24 protein-coding genes and 1 tRNA gene are annotated in these 13,001 nt (G+C 61.4%); 17 read left to right on the plus strand and 8 right to left on the minus strand.

Going from position 1 to position 13,001, the window contains the following annotated elements; genetic code table 11:
- The first annotated feature begins 765 nt into the window (after positions 1-765).
- The gene (locus tag G8O24_RS41485) at positions 766-1,230 is read left to right on the plus strand and encodes a hypothetical protein (RefSeq protein WP_188108255.1); all 465 of its coding nucleotides are present in this window, start codon (positions 766-768) and stop codon (positions 1,228-1,230) included.
- 394 nt (positions 1,231-1,624) lie between these two features.
- Positions 1,625-1,822, plus strand: a complete 198-nt coding sequence (locus G8O24_RS41490) for a hypothetical protein (protein WP_188108256.1) — start codon at positions 1,625-1,627, stop codon at positions 1,820-1,822.
- A gap of 259 nt (positions 1,823-2,081) precedes the next feature.
- Here the strand turns inward: G8O24_RS41490 and G8O24_RS41495 are convergent, their stop codons facing one another.
- From G8O24_RS41495 to G8O24_RS45305, 3 genes are all read right to left on the minus strand, one after another.
- The gene (locus G8O24_RS41495; RefSeq protein ID WP_188108257.1) at positions 2,082-2,369 is read right to left on the minus strand and encodes a DUF1330 domain-containing protein; all 288 of its coding nucleotides are present in this window, start codon (positions 2,367-2,369) and stop codon (positions 2,082-2,084) included.
- A 165-nt stretch (positions 2,370-2,534) separates the two neighbouring features.
- On the minus strand, positions 2,535-2,792 hold the full coding sequence (locus G8O24_RS41500; protein ID WP_188108258.1) for a hypothetical protein: 258 nt from the start codon (positions 2,790-2,792) through the stop codon (positions 2,535-2,537).
- A gap of 306 nt (positions 2,793-3,098) precedes the next feature.
- Positions 3,099-3,227, minus strand: coding sequence for a hypothetical protein (locus G8O24_RS45305; RefSeq protein ID WP_283815657.1), 129 nt, complete (start codon positions 3,225-3,227; stop codon positions 3,099-3,101).
- Between the two features lie 298 nt (positions 3,228-3,525).
- Here G8O24_RS45305 and G8O24_RS41505 point away from each other — a divergent pair, with 298 nt between their 5' ends.
- Together G8O24_RS41505 and G8O24_RS41510 are read left to right on the plus strand one after the other, a co-directional pair.
- On the plus strand, positions 3,526-3,798 hold the full coding sequence (locus tag G8O24_RS41505) for a hypothetical protein (protein WP_188108259.1): 273 nt from the start codon (positions 3,526-3,528) through the stop codon (positions 3,796-3,798).
- 15 nt (positions 3,799-3,813) lie between these two features.
- Positions 3,814-4,428 carry an alpha/beta hydrolase gene (locus G8O24_RS41510; RefSeq protein ID WP_188108260.1) on the plus strand — a complete coding sequence of 205 codons (615 nt, stop codon included), beginning with the start codon at positions 3,814-3,816 and terminating at the stop codon, positions 4,426-4,428.
- A 125-nt stretch (positions 4,429-4,553) separates the two neighbouring features.
- On the opposite strand, the gene G8O24_RS41515 is transcribed toward G8O24_RS41510, so the two are convergent.
- A complete protein-coding gene (locus G8O24_RS41515) occupies positions 4,554-4,781 on the minus strand; it encodes a hypothetical protein (RefSeq protein ID WP_188108261.1) in 228 nt (75 codons plus the stop codon).
- 190 nt (positions 4,782-4,971) lie between these two features.
- Between G8O24_RS41515 and G8O24_RS41520 the strand changes: the two genes are divergently transcribed.
- Together G8O24_RS41520 and G8O24_RS41525 are read left to right on the plus strand one after the other, a co-directional pair.
- A complete protein-coding gene (locus tag G8O24_RS41520) occupies positions 4,972-5,178 on the plus strand; it encodes a hypothetical protein (RefSeq protein ID WP_188108262.1) in 207 nt (68 codons plus the stop codon).
- Between the two features lie 6 nt (positions 5,179-5,184).
- Positions 5,185-5,349, plus strand: a complete 165-nt coding sequence (locus G8O24_RS41525; protein WP_188108263.1) for a hypothetical protein — start codon at positions 5,185-5,187, stop codon at positions 5,347-5,349.
- 45 nt (positions 5,350-5,394) lie between these two features.
- Here G8O24_RS41525 and G8O24_RS41530 read toward each other — a convergent pair whose 3' ends face one another.
- Complete coding sequence (locus G8O24_RS41530; protein ID WP_188108264.1) at positions 5,395-5,697, minus strand: hypothetical protein; 303 nt, start codon at positions 5,695-5,697, stop codon at positions 5,395-5,397.
- A 355-nt stretch (positions 5,698-6,052) separates the two neighbouring features.
- Here G8O24_RS41530 and G8O24_RS41535 point away from each other — a divergent pair, with 355 nt between their 5' ends.
- The 4 genes from G8O24_RS41535 to G8O24_RS41550 all read left to right on the plus strand — a co-directional run bounded on the left by G8O24_RS41535 (position 6,053) and on the right by G8O24_RS41550 (position 7,595).
- Positions 6,053-6,349: an HU family DNA-binding protein gene (locus G8O24_RS41535; RefSeq protein ID WP_027542683.1), complete on the plus strand. Its 297-nt coding sequence runs from the start codon at positions 6,053-6,055 to the stop codon at positions 6,347-6,349.
- A gap of 329 nt (positions 6,350-6,678) precedes the next feature.
- Positions 6,679-6,819, plus strand: coding sequence for a hypothetical protein (locus G8O24_RS41540; RefSeq protein ID WP_188108265.1), 141 nt, complete (start codon positions 6,679-6,681; stop codon positions 6,817-6,819).
- 252 nt (positions 6,820-7,071) lie between these two features.
- The gene (locus G8O24_RS41545) at positions 7,072-7,269 is read left to right on the plus strand and encodes a hypothetical protein (protein ID WP_188108266.1); all 198 of its coding nucleotides are present in this window, start codon (positions 7,072-7,074) and stop codon (positions 7,267-7,269) included.
- Positions 7,270-7,397: 128 nt separating this feature from the next.
- Positions 7,398-7,595: a hypothetical protein gene (locus tag G8O24_RS41550; protein ID WP_188108267.1), complete on the plus strand. Its 198-nt coding sequence runs from the start codon at positions 7,398-7,400 to the stop codon at positions 7,593-7,595.
- Here G8O24_RS41550 and G8O24_RS45310 read toward each other — a convergent pair.
- Both G8O24_RS45310 and G8O24_RS41555 read right to left on the minus strand, forming a co-directional pair.
- Complete coding sequence (locus G8O24_RS45310) at positions 7,592-7,717, minus strand: hypothetical protein (RefSeq protein ID WP_283815658.1); 126 nt, start codon at positions 7,715-7,717, stop codon at positions 7,592-7,594. The two genes, G8O24_RS41550 and G8O24_RS45310, sit on opposite strands and share 4 nt — an antisense overlap.
- 75 nt (positions 7,718-7,792) lie before the next feature.
- Positions 7,793-8,023: a hypothetical protein gene (locus tag G8O24_RS41555; RefSeq protein WP_188108268.1), complete on the minus strand. Its 231-nt coding sequence runs from the start codon at positions 8,021-8,023 to the stop codon at positions 7,793-7,795.
- Between the two features lie 279 nt (positions 8,024-8,302).
- Between G8O24_RS41555 and G8O24_RS41560 the strand changes: the two genes are divergently transcribed.
- The gene (locus tag G8O24_RS41560) at positions 8,303-8,581 is read left to right on the plus strand and encodes a hypothetical protein (RefSeq protein ID WP_188108269.1); all 279 of its coding nucleotides are present in this window, start codon (positions 8,303-8,305) and stop codon (positions 8,579-8,581) included.
- Positions 8,582-8,651: 70 nt separating this feature from the next.
- On the opposite strand, the gene G8O24_RS41565 is transcribed toward G8O24_RS41560, so the two are convergent.
- A complete protein-coding gene (locus G8O24_RS41565) occupies positions 8,652-8,816 on the minus strand; it encodes a hypothetical protein (RefSeq protein WP_164933808.1) in 165 nt (54 codons plus the stop codon).
- A 269-nt stretch (positions 8,817-9,085) separates the two neighbouring features.
- Between G8O24_RS41565 and G8O24_RS41570 the strand changes: the two genes are divergently transcribed.
- From G8O24_RS41570 to G8O24_RS41595, 6 genes are all read left to right on the plus strand, one after another.
- Positions 9,086-9,847 (plus strand): SIR2 family NAD-dependent protein deacylase, encoded by a 762-nt coding sequence (locus G8O24_RS41570; RefSeq protein WP_188108270.1) that lies wholly within the window; start codon positions 9,086-9,088, stop codon positions 9,845-9,847.
- Between the two features lie 199 nt (positions 9,848-10,046).
- On the plus strand, positions 10,047-10,679 hold the full coding sequence (locus G8O24_RS41575) for a cold-shock protein (protein WP_188108274.1): 633 nt from the start codon (positions 10,047-10,049) through the stop codon (positions 10,677-10,679).
- Positions 10,680-10,851: 172 nt separating this feature from the next.
- Positions 10,852-11,337: a DUF192 domain-containing protein gene (locus G8O24_RS41580; protein WP_188108271.1), complete on the plus strand. Its 486-nt coding sequence runs from the start codon at positions 10,852-10,854 to the stop codon at positions 11,335-11,337.
- A gap of 74 nt (positions 11,338-11,411) precedes the next feature.
- Positions 11,412-11,488, plus strand: a tRNA-Pro gene (locus G8O24_RS41585).
- Positions 11,489-11,604: 116 nt separating this feature from the next.
- On the plus strand, positions 11,605-11,898 hold the full coding sequence (locus tag G8O24_RS41590; protein ID WP_188108272.1) for a hypothetical protein: 294 nt from the start codon (positions 11,605-11,607) through the stop codon (positions 11,896-11,898).
- A gap of 225 nt (positions 11,899-12,123) precedes the next feature.
- Positions 12,124-12,852, plus strand: a complete 729-nt coding sequence (locus tag G8O24_RS41595) for an outer membrane protein (protein WP_188108273.1) — start codon at positions 12,124-12,126, stop codon at positions 12,850-12,852.
- The last annotated feature ends 149 nt before the right edge of the window (positions 12,853-13,001 follow it).

Here is a 13,001-nt window from a genome sequence, read left to right on the forward strand (position 1 = left end):
AGGAGTGGCGGGGCTAGGTCTGGGCGCTGGACATCCGCATCAGCAGTGTGGTCTCCGTCGCCGTTTCGGCCCTGAGGTCGTCTAGGGCAGAGGTGGGTCTCTGGCGCTTCAGGCTACGGCGCGAGATTGTACGTTGCCTCGAGTAGCTGCGCGCTTCGTATTCTCGGAAACTGTCGTGGCGGGCCTGGCTAAGCGTGACGTGCGAGCGATCTAGCGCCGGTCAGCGGCACGTCTTCGCGGTTGGCAACGGAGCACGCGATTTCGGAACAGATGGATGAAGCGCTGGCACTACGATCGTCAGTCGAGAGCACGAATCCGCACATAAGCATCTGATTTATTGCATGAATATGCGGTCGCGGCCTCCGAAATCTTTTAGCAGGCTACTCTTAAGAGGGGGCGTTGCGACTTGTAGCGTCAACAACGAGCATATCGGCGTGGTGCGTTGTTGCGGTTGACGGTTGTTGGTAGCCCCTAGCCTCGGACGGTGCGTTGCTGAACCGGCGCCTATGGTGGGAAATCGAGCGATCGTTGGTAGGGACCTGGAGGTAGGTCGATGTCGATGGAAGATGGGAAGGCTGATAAAAGGGAGCTGAGCAGGTCGCCGTTTCCTCTGGGGGCGGCACATGTGCTTGCCCACTGTGGGGGAGTCGTCGATGCCTTCGGGCGTCCGCTCGGCTTCATGATTATTATGATGGCGCTGGTACCCGGCGTGGCTGTCGGGGTCGGTACAGTCGTGACCCTGGCCAGAGCATTGGGGAGATATCTGTGAACGACGATAAGCGCAGGATTGCCGCAGCGAAGCTGGAGGAAGAGCAACGCCAGACGAATGAAGCGATCGGCGCCTTCATCTTTGAATTCTCCCAGCTAGAGTTTACGATCCGCGCTAGGTTGGCCCGCGTGCTCGGGCTCAAAGACAGCATGGCGGACATCGTGATTGGCCCCTACGATTTCGCAATGCTTTGCGTAGTCAGCCGCGAATCGATGCTGGCAAAGAAGCGAGTAAGCAAGAAGCGTAAGAAAGCGGTTGAGGCCTTCTTCAAGGACTGCCTAACCCTCAATTCCCAGAACCGGCTTATCGTTGCGCACGCCCTGTGGACCATCGGCGGCGCAAGCCATATCTCGCGCAGTAGCCTCAAGCGCAAGATCCACTTCTCTGACCTAGACGACCTCAGGGCCGAAACGGGGAAGGCGCACCAACTGATGATGCGGATGTTCCGAGACAGGATCTAGCCGGTGTCACCCTTGTTCTTCGGTGTCACCCTTGTTCTTGGGAATTGCTGTGCACTCAATTGCTCTGGCCGAGCACTATTCGAAGCCGCTGCAAGTGTACATTTAGTGCATTGTCATCGTAATCATGAAGGGGAGTTCGATGGACGAGCATAGCCCAAACGATGCAACAAAATTACGGTGACAGTGCACTCAATCACTGTCTGTTAGGCAGCCGCACGGCGATGATGTGTAGAGCTTAGTGCACTGTCACCATAATCTGCTCCAGCCAAGAGATGGCTTGCCGTCGCAGCGGTCAATCTCGCCGACGAAAGTGTGTGACGTCTGTCACTGCGTACGCCATGCCAGCATCCTATTCATTTGAACGGGCGGCTATTCTCGTTTTAAGGAGTTGAACATGAGCACGAAAGCCCAAAGATTATCTTCCAACCAAGCCAAGCCCTTGTCGGACGAGGATATCGCTGGCGTCGCCGGTGGAATGAAGAATGCGGAGACGGCGGCCTTTCAGGCATTCTGGAATGGCCTCATCAATTCGTGCGGCCCTGAAGGGCAAAAAGTACTTGCAACCAGCGTGGCCAGATCGTTCGATATCTAGCGCTCTCCCTCGCAAGCCTAGGCCCAAGCTAGACTTGGGCTTGCGAGAGATCGTTCGCGCCACCGACATCGATCTGGCGCTCCCGTGGCCTACCGCCGTCAAGATATCAAGGCCGCGGCCTGAGAACGACGCTTGCTCTGACTGAGCGGAAGCTGTCGTTACCAGGCGTCATGTCAGGCTTACGGAGAGCCGTGATCGAGAAGAGATGGGTTTCGCAAGAGCTCAACCCATCCTACGCACTGAGCGCTCAACCTTCCGACTAGCTGCCTGGAAAAGCCCATGCGTTGATCGTGGCGATGCCGTCCCGCAGCTTCTTGACCGGCACGTAGTCAGGCGAATTCCACCAGGCGTGGATGGCCTCCATGGATGGAAATTCGAACATGACCACGGGGCGCGTGTCGTGCTCGCCTTCGAGAACATCGACCTTCGCGCCGCGCGCGAGCAGCTTCCCGCCGAACTTTGCCATGAGAGGAACGACGGCTTCCCGGTACTTTTGATACTGTGCCTGGTCGCTGATGGTGACTTGAACAACGAAATATGCAGTCAAAATTGCCTCCCTGAAAAAGGAGGCTATCAAAGCGTAAGCGTAACGAGAGAGCAAGCTGCAGCAGATCCAGCGAGGGAATTACCGAGACGCAGCGTCTCTCACGAAAGGGACCGCGCTGCCCGGGACGACGGCAGCGCGGTCGGAAGCAAGCTGCAGGAGGTTGGCTTACTTCATGTCGGTCCTGGTCCTTGTGCCGCCCTGGTCGCTGCCGGGACCTGCGCCGCCCTGACCGGACGCGTCGGGCCTGGTCATTCCGCCCGTGGACATGCCGGTCGTGCCCTTGTTCATCGAGCCCTTGCCCATGTTTTTTTCCATGCCGGGCTTGTCCATGTTGTTGGACTGCGGAGCAGGGCCGGTCGAGTTCTGCGCGAGAGCGGAGCCGCACATCATGAGGGCCGCGGCAGCTACGATGATCTTCTTCATGGAGAACTCCTGGTTGAATGTGCGTGGGCAACGCGAGCAAAAGGGCATGCGTTCCTAGGGCGCCTGGCAGCAGCGGCGAAAAAATCTCTCGGCCATTCTGCAACTTAAAGACCCGCGATGAACCGCTTGGCCTCGATTGGGCCTAGGCGTCTGTTCGGCCGCAGCGACCGCTGCGACAGCACCTGGCAGGCCGTCAATGAGCAGAGAATTGACGTGGCCGTTTGGGCGCACTCAAGTGCTGCTGCCGAGTGCGAGGCGAAGTCGGTGCAAGTTTGCGTCTGGTGCTATTTGCCCACGCTTGGACCGTCAAAGCCGCCGCCGCCGATCGCTTGCGCGGCGCCGGGCTGATTTCGCCGCGCGCACGCCATAGCCGCAGAGTGTGCCGAGCGCGAACGCGCCGAAGGTGATCAGTACGACCAGGTTGAAAGCAATCACGGTCAGTCCCTTTGACCCAGTCCTCCCAACGCATTGTCGTTTGGAACCGTTCCTCACCCGCATCGGCGTCCTGCGACGCGCGCTGGCACGGTGTGCACTGGAGCTGCGCCTCCAAGTGCGTCATATTCGTCACTTGGCGTCGTCACCTGGCGCCGCAAGGACAGGATAGCTGTCACCTCGCCCGACGCAACCAACGGATTTGTGTTGACCTCGGCGGTGCGGCGTCGCAATTCCGGGGCAAATTGGAACGAAACTTCCCGAGCCGGCCTATCGGTTCGACGCTCCCGGGAGGATCCAAATGCGCAGCTTCACGCTTTGCCTGGTTTGCCTGATGGCAGGCTCTGCTCCTGCGCTCGGGCAGGTCGACACGCGTCAGCCAAATGGACCGGTCGACCTGCGTGTCGACGGGCGTCCCAACAAACACGTCGGCCTGCCACCCAGCGCCGCGGACAAGGGCAATCGCACCCGGGAAAATCCGATTTACGAGAGCGATTGCGCCGAAGTGGAGCAACTCAATCCGAACGTGCGACAGGCTTATCAGGACCGCGTGCGCAGGGCCTGCGGCTATTAAAAGGCGCGGGGGCGCATGAGCAAGGTCTTTCATGTCTTTACGCCGGGCGCCGATCCTGTCCGCGCGCCACTGCTGCTCATGCACGGTACCGGCGGCACCGAACTTGACCTGCTGCCTTTGGCCGGAGACCTGTCTCCAGAAGCGTCGACCCTTAGCGTCCGAGGAACCGTCGCTGGTGATGGCGGCTTCGCATTTTTCCATCGACATCCGGACCGGACGGTCGATGAGACCGACATCACGGAGCGCGCTTCGATATTGGCAGACGTCATCGAGACATGTCGCTCGCATCACGGCTTTGCGGCGCCGATTGCGGTCGGTTTTTCGAATGGGGCGATCATGGCCGCCATGCTGCTCCTGACCAGACCGGGCCTGCTCGGTGGTGCCATCTTGTTTCGGCCGCTGTCGCCGCTCTCCAAAGACCTGCCGGCGAGGATGCACGGGGTGCCGGTCTTGATCATCGACGGACAGAACGACACGCGCCGCTCGCGCGGCGATGGTCTCACGCTGGCCGGGAGACTGACGCGTTCAGGTGCTGCAGTGACGCATCATGTCCTCGACGCCGGACACGCGATCACGTCGCAGGACAGGCAGATCGCGCGCGACTGGTTGGCCAGGACAATCCCGATGTAAGACAATCCCGATGTAAGGGGTGGTGCGACCGCGAGGACGCGCCTCCACGCATGCGGATCACGAATGAACGAGGCCGCCCGATGAGGCGGCCTCCGACTGTCGCGGCGAAGTCTGCAACGATCGCATCAGAACGGCGGCTGGCCCGGTCCCGACCCCGGACCGAAGGGCCCGCGCAAATTGCCCGGGCCCTGCACGCCGCCGGCGATGACGCCGCCGACCCACTCGATCGCATGGACGATGGCGCTGCCGATGGCACGGAAGGCATCGCCGAGCCAGTTGCCGCCGACGATGGTATCGAGCTCGGCATCCGTCAGCTCGATCATTCCCGAATTCGCATGATCACTGCTCTGCATGGTCTGCTCCTGTTGAGATCGGGCGGCGGACCGTTCCGCCGTCGACGGGGAGCGGGCTCCCCTTGCACCTGTGAGCGCAGACCTACGCCACGCCATGGCCGGCCGCTGTGACCGTCGTCACAAAGCCAGGCTCCAGATGAACCGGCACTGCGCTTGCGGCGACGAATGGCCGGAAACGAGGTCTTTCGCCGTGAACTGCTTCAAACGATATGTTGTGAGCTGCCTGGTGGCGGTGGTCTTCTTCGCCGGCGTCGATGCCTATAAGCAGCCGGATGGGGACACCCATCTCGCGACGATCCTGGTCGCGTCTGCAGGATGGCCGGTCTTCGCCGCGCTGGTCGTGGGAGGCGCCATCGGCGACGTCGTGCACGACATGAAGTATGGCAAGGCCGGGTGAGCAGCCATGCTCGACGCCTTGCTCGGCTTCGTCTTCGATCTCATCCTGAATGCAGTCGGCTACGTCATCGCCAAACTGTTCGGTGCGGACGACGCTGCCGAGGCCGGGAGCGTCATCGTCGGCATCGGCATTCTCGCAATCGGCGTTGCGTTCGCCATCTGGGGGCAGTGAAGCGCGACCGTTGGGACAACGATCGCCCGCTGTGGTCCTTGTCGCCTACGCCGCGATCTGCTGCGCGGCAGGCGCTGTCAAATATTTCAGCACTTCGGCGTGCTCGAGATCAGGAACGGCAATCGCCGTGTGGCTGTAGATCGCGTGGGTGCGCGACTTTGCGATCTTGTCCAGGATCTCCTTGCCCTTGACGACATGAATGCCCATGCCGTCTCCGGACGGGAAGATCGCCAGCACGACATCATAGGCCGCGATGACGGTTCTGAGCGCCTCGGCCTTGTCCTCGGCGACGTCGACAAACACACGAACATCGGCTGCGAGTTCACGCAGCTCGTCAAAATTCAGCACTTTCGGGGTACTCCAACGCAACGAGACTGGATGGAGAGTGGCGGCGTTGGGTTACCAGAGTCTGAACAAGCTCCATCGAATTGCAGGTTTCACGACGAGGTGACGCCCCGTGTGGACAACTCCGCTGGAGAGCAGCGGAATTCGGATTTGTCGCCGCTGCAGACCGCAGGACACGGCGGAAATATGACGGAACTCACGTAGAACTGCTGCTTGCGTTTTCGGCCTCGATGGGGTCTAAGCCCGGCTGCTTCAGGGCCGGCAGGCCTGAACAGACGCGCGGCTCGCCTGGTTTTACCGCTTCCCGGACAAAGCACGATCGCAGCGCGCGCAACCAATTCAGAGGGAAAATCCAGACATGGCGAAGATGACCAAGACTCAATTGATCGATGCGATTGCCGAGGGCACGCAGCTTGCGAAGAACGACGTGAAATCGGTCATCGAGTACATGGCGACGGTCGGCTACAAGGAGCTCAACGAGTCCGGTGAGTTCGTTATTCCCGGCTTCGTGAAGATGTCGGTGGTCAACAAGCCCGCCACCGAAGCCCGCATGGGCGTCAATCCCTTCACCAAGGAGCCGATGCAGTTCGCGGCGAAGCCGGCAAGCAAGTCGGTCAAGGCCTCGCCGCTGAAGGTGGCCAAGGACGCCGTCTGATAGAGGACGCCGTCTGATCGGTTTCGAAAAGAAAAACCCCGCGCTTGCGCACGGGGCTCTCTTGCTGACGGCGATGGGATTTCAGCGCCTGGCCGTCAGCAATGATGTCTAACTTAAGGTTGAAAATCCAAAAAGCAACAGCGCCGCGGTGACGGAGTATGTTCGTCAGGGCGGCGCTGCGATATGACTGGGCGCTGAAATCCCCAGCCTTGATGGGTCTCCGGCGCGCCGAAAAGGTTCACAGCGACGTGCACAGGAAATCCGGCCGGAGGGCTGGACTTGTTGTTCTCATTTTGTTCTAGTGAGTCATCCGCTTTGGAAGGTGATTCATGACCGTTGAGAAGCAGCGCGAAGTGATCCGGCTCTGGAACCAGCTCAGGAAGGTCGAGGGACCGGCCGCGGAAGAGCTCCGCATCCAGATCCTGGAATGTTTTTCGGAGAAGAGCGGCGGAAAGCGTGCGGCGGCCTGAGCGTTGCTGCGGAAGGCGCCGGCGAGGCGAGGGCGGTTCGCTTCACCGATCGTTAGGAGTCGCGCTGCCTTCGTGGGGCGAGTCCGATTCGTTCTTTCGGGAACGAAATGGAGTCGTTTGCAGAACAAGTCGGACCCGTCCGAAACGAGGCTCGGGGCTTGTCCCAAAACGAGTCAGCTGAGGCGCGCGTGATCGTCTTGCCGTTGCGGCCGCCCCCACGCGATGTCCCAGCGCACGACGTGATCGTTCGTTGTGATCGTTCGTTCCTGCGGCGGCGCGCCGCTCGTTTGCGTGCGAACGATTTTTTGGGATTTGCGCCCCACCGATTTCGTTGATTCCGATTCGCTCCTCGAGAACGAAATGGCGGCGAAGCCGGAACAAAGCGATCCGCGCGATCAGCACTTGTTTGCGCATGATCTTCGCGGAAAGCCACTCTGGATCGTGCTTTAACGAAAGCTTGCGCAGGTCGCGATAACCCTATTCGGTTAGGTTAAAAGCCCAATCGCGTTGCATGCGGCGCGCGTTGGGATAGGTGTCTGGCAAAGACAACACGAAAACCGATTTTGCCAAAAACGATGATGACACCTTTTCTAGAGCCGTCATTTTATCAGGGCGATCGCCCGACCTATCGCCGCGTCGCCATCGTCGGCACGTTGTTCTGTCTCGCTTTCGTGGTGATCAGCTTTTCGCTGCGGCCGCAGCTCGAGGACGTGCGCGTCGCGGTCAAGGCGGATCGGCTGGTGCGCACCGCGGGCCAGCCGCCGCGGGCGAACTAACGCTTGCCGCCGAAAACCTTGTCGTCGTCGGAGGCCTGCGGGCAGGCGACGCCGCTCCTCGCCAGCGCGACGAAGCCGGCAAAGCCGGACAGGTTGAGCAGAACTTCGAGCCAGGCGGGCATGACAAGTCTCTTCGCACGGGAAAGTGGCAACGCGCGCGGCCGACACTTGTTCCATGCCTTGAGAAAGGACGCCGTTCAGACCGGCGAGGTCGGATCGAGCCGCCGGCCCAGCGCCGCGACCGATTCCGCCGAGGGCGAGTGCTTGAGGAACTCGGCGATGGCACGGGCGAGCTCGCTGTCACTCATCGGCGTTGGCGGCGGGCGCAGCGCGCCGACACCGAAATTGCGGACGATCTCGTCGTAATGCTCCGAGTTGTTTTGGGGAACAAGCCTGCGGATGCGGGCCAGCAAAGCGGATACCGGCAATCTCTCCTCCTCGTCTCCGCCCCGTTGGCAGCGATCCATCTCTGCTGCCATTTTTGTCGTTCGAAACTGAAAACCCCGCCAGCACCGCGGAGATGCTGACGGGGCTTCGTGCGCTCGCCTCGACCCGGATGGCGTCGGCTCCCGCACTTGCAAGGTCCAATCCTCCTCTTCCGACAATGTTCCCCTTGCCGTGAGATATTTTCCCGTCGCGCGGTTCCGCGAGGCGCGAACCTTCGCGGGCAGTCGGCGTTGTCTCCGCGAGATGCGAAGGAGGAGTTCATGAGGAAGACACTCGCAGTTCTGGCAACCGTCGCTGCCGTCGGCGTCACCGCGGTTGCGGCACCGGCGCAGGCACGCGGCATTGGGCCAGGCTTGGCGTTCGGTCTCGCCGCCGGTGCGATCACCGCGGGCGCCGTCGCCGCGTCCCATCCGTATGGCTATTACGGACCGGGTTACGGCTATTATGGCGGCCCGGCCTATTATGATTACGGCCCTGGCCCGTATGCCTATTATGGTGGCCCGTACTACCGGCATCACCACTACTATCGTCACTGGTAGCGGCCGATGAATCGAAAAGCCCGGAGCGATGCTCCGGGCTTTTTTCGTGGGCGCGGTTCTGCGCGGTCTCTTACGGCCAGAGCGAAGGCCGTTCGACCTTGCGGGCGTTCTCGAGCGTCGAGACGAAATATTCTTCGCGTTCGCGTTTGAATTTTTCCTGCGTGGCACGGAAGGCGGCGACACGGGCGGCGATCTCTTCGCGTTCGCGGATCTTGCGTTGTTCGTCCTCGGTCATGTCAAATCCCCACTACACCTGAGTATGTCTGCACATCTGAACTCAAGCGCTGCCGCCGCAATCACGTTGAGTCGCGTCAACACATGCATTGGCGCTTCTGATTGGGGCGTCAATGGGGAGGAGGCATTGCAGGATTGTGATAAGCGATGGTCGGAAAAAATTGCCGCCCAATGACGGCGCATGACTTGCGCGATGGTGGATAAGAGCGTCAACAATCTTGTCGCTTGCACATGTTGCAGCTAGCGCGAAACTGAATCGGGAGGCGGCGGGTGATTGCATCGGACCTTCAGAGCGGCGTCGAACGGCTCGGCGACATGATCGCCCGCGCCAAGACCATCGTCCCGTTCACCGGCGCCGGCATCTCGACCGAATGCGGCATCCCCGATTTCCGCTCGCCCGGCGGAATTTGGACTCGCAACCGTCCGATCCAGTTCGAGGAGTTCGTCGCGAGCCAAGAGGCACGCGACGAATCCTGGCGGCGTCGTTTCGCGATGGAGGAGGTGTTCGCCGCCGCGAGGCCCGGCCGCGGCCATCGCGCCCTGGCGGCGCTGCACCGCGCCGGAAAGATTCCGGCGGTCATCACCCAGAACATCGACAACCTGCACCAGGCCTCGGGTTTCGCGGCCGATCGGGGGATTGAACTTCACGGCAATACCACTTACGCGCGCTGCATCGGATGCGGGCAGGTCTATCAGCTCGATTGGGTGAAGCGCCGGTTCGAGGCCGATGGCGCCGCGCCGAACTGCACCGAATGCGACGAGCCGGTAAAAACCGCAACGATCTCATTCGGTCAGGCGATGCCCGAGGATGAAATGCAACGCGCCACCGAGCTGTCGCAGGCCTGCGATCTCTTCATCGCGATCGGTTCCTCGCTCGTCGTGTGGCCCGCGGCGGGCTTTCCGATGATGGCGAAGAATTCGGGTGCACGTTTGGTGATCATCAATCGCGAACCGACTGAGCAGGATGAGATCGCCGACCTCGTCATCCATCACGACATCGGCGAAGCACTCGGGCCGTTTGTCGGCAATTGAGGCAGCAGTTTGATTCGCGCCTGTGCAAGCTGTTCATAGGTTCCGGCGAATCTCTTTTTTGTCTATGCCTCGCAACCGGGAGTGTTATCTTTTGAGTCGAAAGATTCGCGTCGCGTCCAATTGAGAACATTCTCTTAAGACGCGTGATTCGAGCACCGCCGATGTGGCGGGTTGCATGGCAGTTGTGGGGTCCGGGGTTATGGGGTCGTCGGACGGATTTGAGTCCAAGAAGCTGGGAGTTCCCGCGTCGGGAGAGCACGGCGCCGGTCGTGACAGCGCGCTCAGTCCCTTCAGCGGGTTGGGTGAGGGGAGCGCCAACCTCGTCGAGGTCCATGGCGTCATCAAATGGTTCGACGCCTCAAAGGGCTACGGTTTCATCGTTCCTGACAATGGCTGGCCCGACGTGCTCCTGCACGTTACCGTGCTTAGGCGCGACGGTTTCCAGACCGCCTATGAAGGCGCGCGCATCGTCGTCGAATGCATCCAGCGCGCCAAGGGCTACCAGGCCTTCCGTGTGGTCTCGATGGACGAATCGACCGCGATCCACCCCGCGCAGATGCTGCCCCCGCGCACCCACGTCACGGTGACCCCGACCAGCGGGCTCGAACGGGCCCAGGTCAAATGGTTCAACCGGCTGCGCGGCTTCGGCTTCCTGACCTGCGGCGAGGGCACCCCTGATATCTTCGTGCATATGGAGACGCTGCGTCGCTTCGGCATGACCGAGTTGCGGCCGGGCCAGTATGTGCTGGTCCGCTTCGGGCCCGGCTCCAAGGGCATGATGGCGGCCGAGATCCATCCGGAGACCGGCTCGCCAGGTCTTCAGTCGCACTGACGCCTCCAGTCGCACTGGCGGCTTCACATTCCCGGATTCGTGAGCAGAAGCGCGCTGGAGCAGCCCAGCGCGCTTCTGGCTTTTATGCGGGTGGCCGCGTAAGGATGTCGCAATCCTAGGCCGCCCATCCCGATGCTCGCCATTTCCCAGTCTCCCCGCCGAGTTTCCTGCCATGAATTTTGACCGAAAGACCGCCTGGTCCGTTGCCCGGGCTTGGCTTGCCGCCGTTCTCGTCGTTGTCGGCTTCACCGTCGCAAGCGCGCCCGTTGGCGCCGCCAGCTTCCAGCCGCTCGAGATCGTCACCAAGAACGGCGTGCAGGTGTTCTCGGTGGAGATGGCGACCACCGAGGAGGAGAAGCAGACCGGGCTGATGTACCGCAAGGAATTGGCCGACGGCAAAGGCATGCTGTTCGACTTCAATCCCGAGCAGGAAGTGTCGATGTGGATGAAGAACACCTATGTCTCGCTCGACATGATCTTCATTCGGGCCGATGGCCGGATCCTGCGCATCGCGGAAAACACCGAGCCGCTGTCGACCAGGATCATCTCGTCGCGGGGACCCGCCCGGGCCGTTCTGGAGGTGGTCGCGGGCACGGCGCAGAAATACGGCATTCGCCCCGGCGATCGGGTCGGCCACCCCCTGTTCGGCACCAAATAGGGCGGGCCCGCCCGGGCCGTTGGCAGCTTGCTGGCGCGCCCGGAAGCGTGTATCGACGGGGCTCGCCGGACATTCGGGGTATAGCGCAGCCTGGTAGCGCGGCAGTTTTGGGTACTGCAGGTCGTTGGTTCGAATCCAGCTGCCCCGACCAGCTTTTTCAAGCACTTGCGACACGCGGGCAGGCCAGTCGGCCACACCTCACGCGCCACGGTATTGATGCCACAATCGGCGCGATGTTACGCTCATCGTACAACCCGGAGTTTTTCGATGCGCAAAATCGCTGCCGCCGTCATGCTGGCTCTGATCGCCGGCCCCGCATTGGCGCAGGACCATATTCAGCAGTACGGCGAAGAGGCCAAGCCGAAGACGGAGGCGCAGAATGCGGAGGATCGTCGGGCCGAGCGCGCCTATCAACGCTCGCTCAGCAACGTTCCCGACCAGAAGCCGGTTGATCCTTGGGGCGCCGCCCGCGGCGATGACGGGTCGAAGAACTCGGCCGCGCCAACCAAGCCCGCGGTGAGGCATTCGTCCAAGGCCAAGAGCGGCGGCACCGTCAATTAGCCCAAGTCATTTTGGGCCTGGCGATTGGACCAAGCCGCTCATCCTAGGCTCTCGGCCGGCCAAGCCGGCCGGCATTGTTTGACGCGCCTTCTTGAGGATGCGCTGCACTCGCCCTCGAGGTGCCCGAGCATCTGCGGCGTCATCGAGCTCAGAGGCAAGCTGACACAACCTCCGCGACAGCCCCGCGTGCACTATGTCCGCACATGCAATGGGGAGTGTCGGGACATGTTGAAACCTTTCTGCGGGATAGCGATCCTTGCGTTGTCTGGGACGACCGCATCTGCGGCTGATTATGCGCGGCCCTTGCCGCCGATGCCTTCGCCCACCTTCAACTGGACCGGTTGTTATCTCGGAGCACATCTCGGCGGCGGCGCGAGCGAGGATCGCACGACCAGCAGCGCCGGTCGCACGATCGATTTCGGCGCGGGCGGCTTCATCGGCGGTGGACAGGCCGGCTGCGACCATCAATTCGCATCCAACTGGGTCGTCGGCGCCGAAGGCCGGGCCGCATGGTCGAGCCTGTCGAGCCAGCACGCGAGCCACGTGGTCTTTCCAGCCCTCGGCAACCTCGCCGTGCCCTCGCAGTTCGGCCTCAAGAACGATTTTCTCGCCTCGATCACCGCGCGTTTCGGTTACGCCTATGGCTCGGGCTGGCTGTTCTATGGACGCGGCGGCGTCGCCTGGACTCACGAGAAGATCGACGAAGCCTATGTCAATCCAACGACCGGCTTCGCGGTCGATCCAAGCGCCTCCGTCATGCGGGCCGGCTGGACCTTGGGAGCGGGCGTGGAATGGGCGTTTGCGCCGTGCTGGTCGGCAAATGTCGAATACAATTACCACGACTTCGGCACGAAGGGCCCGATCCAGCTGATCAGTCCGACCGAAGGCGTCACCGTGGCCCATCTCAAGGACACGATCCATGCTGCGACGATCGGCGTGAACTACCACTATTGATTTGGTCGGAAGTGGCGGCGTATCGTAAGCGAGGCTTTTCTCCCATTTGATTGATGGGTTTCCGCTCGGTTTGTGCTCTGCGATTCTTGGCTGTTGAGGCAGCCAGGAGGAGACTGACGGATGGAACTATCGGGCGAGGAGTCCGAAGC

This window comes from Bradyrhizobium campsiandrae (assembly GCF_014529705.1).
In the GTDB taxonomy this organism is placed as follows: domain Bacteria; phylum Pseudomonadota; class Alphaproteobacteria; order Rhizobiales; family Xanthobacteraceae; genus Bradyrhizobium; species Bradyrhizobium campsiandrae.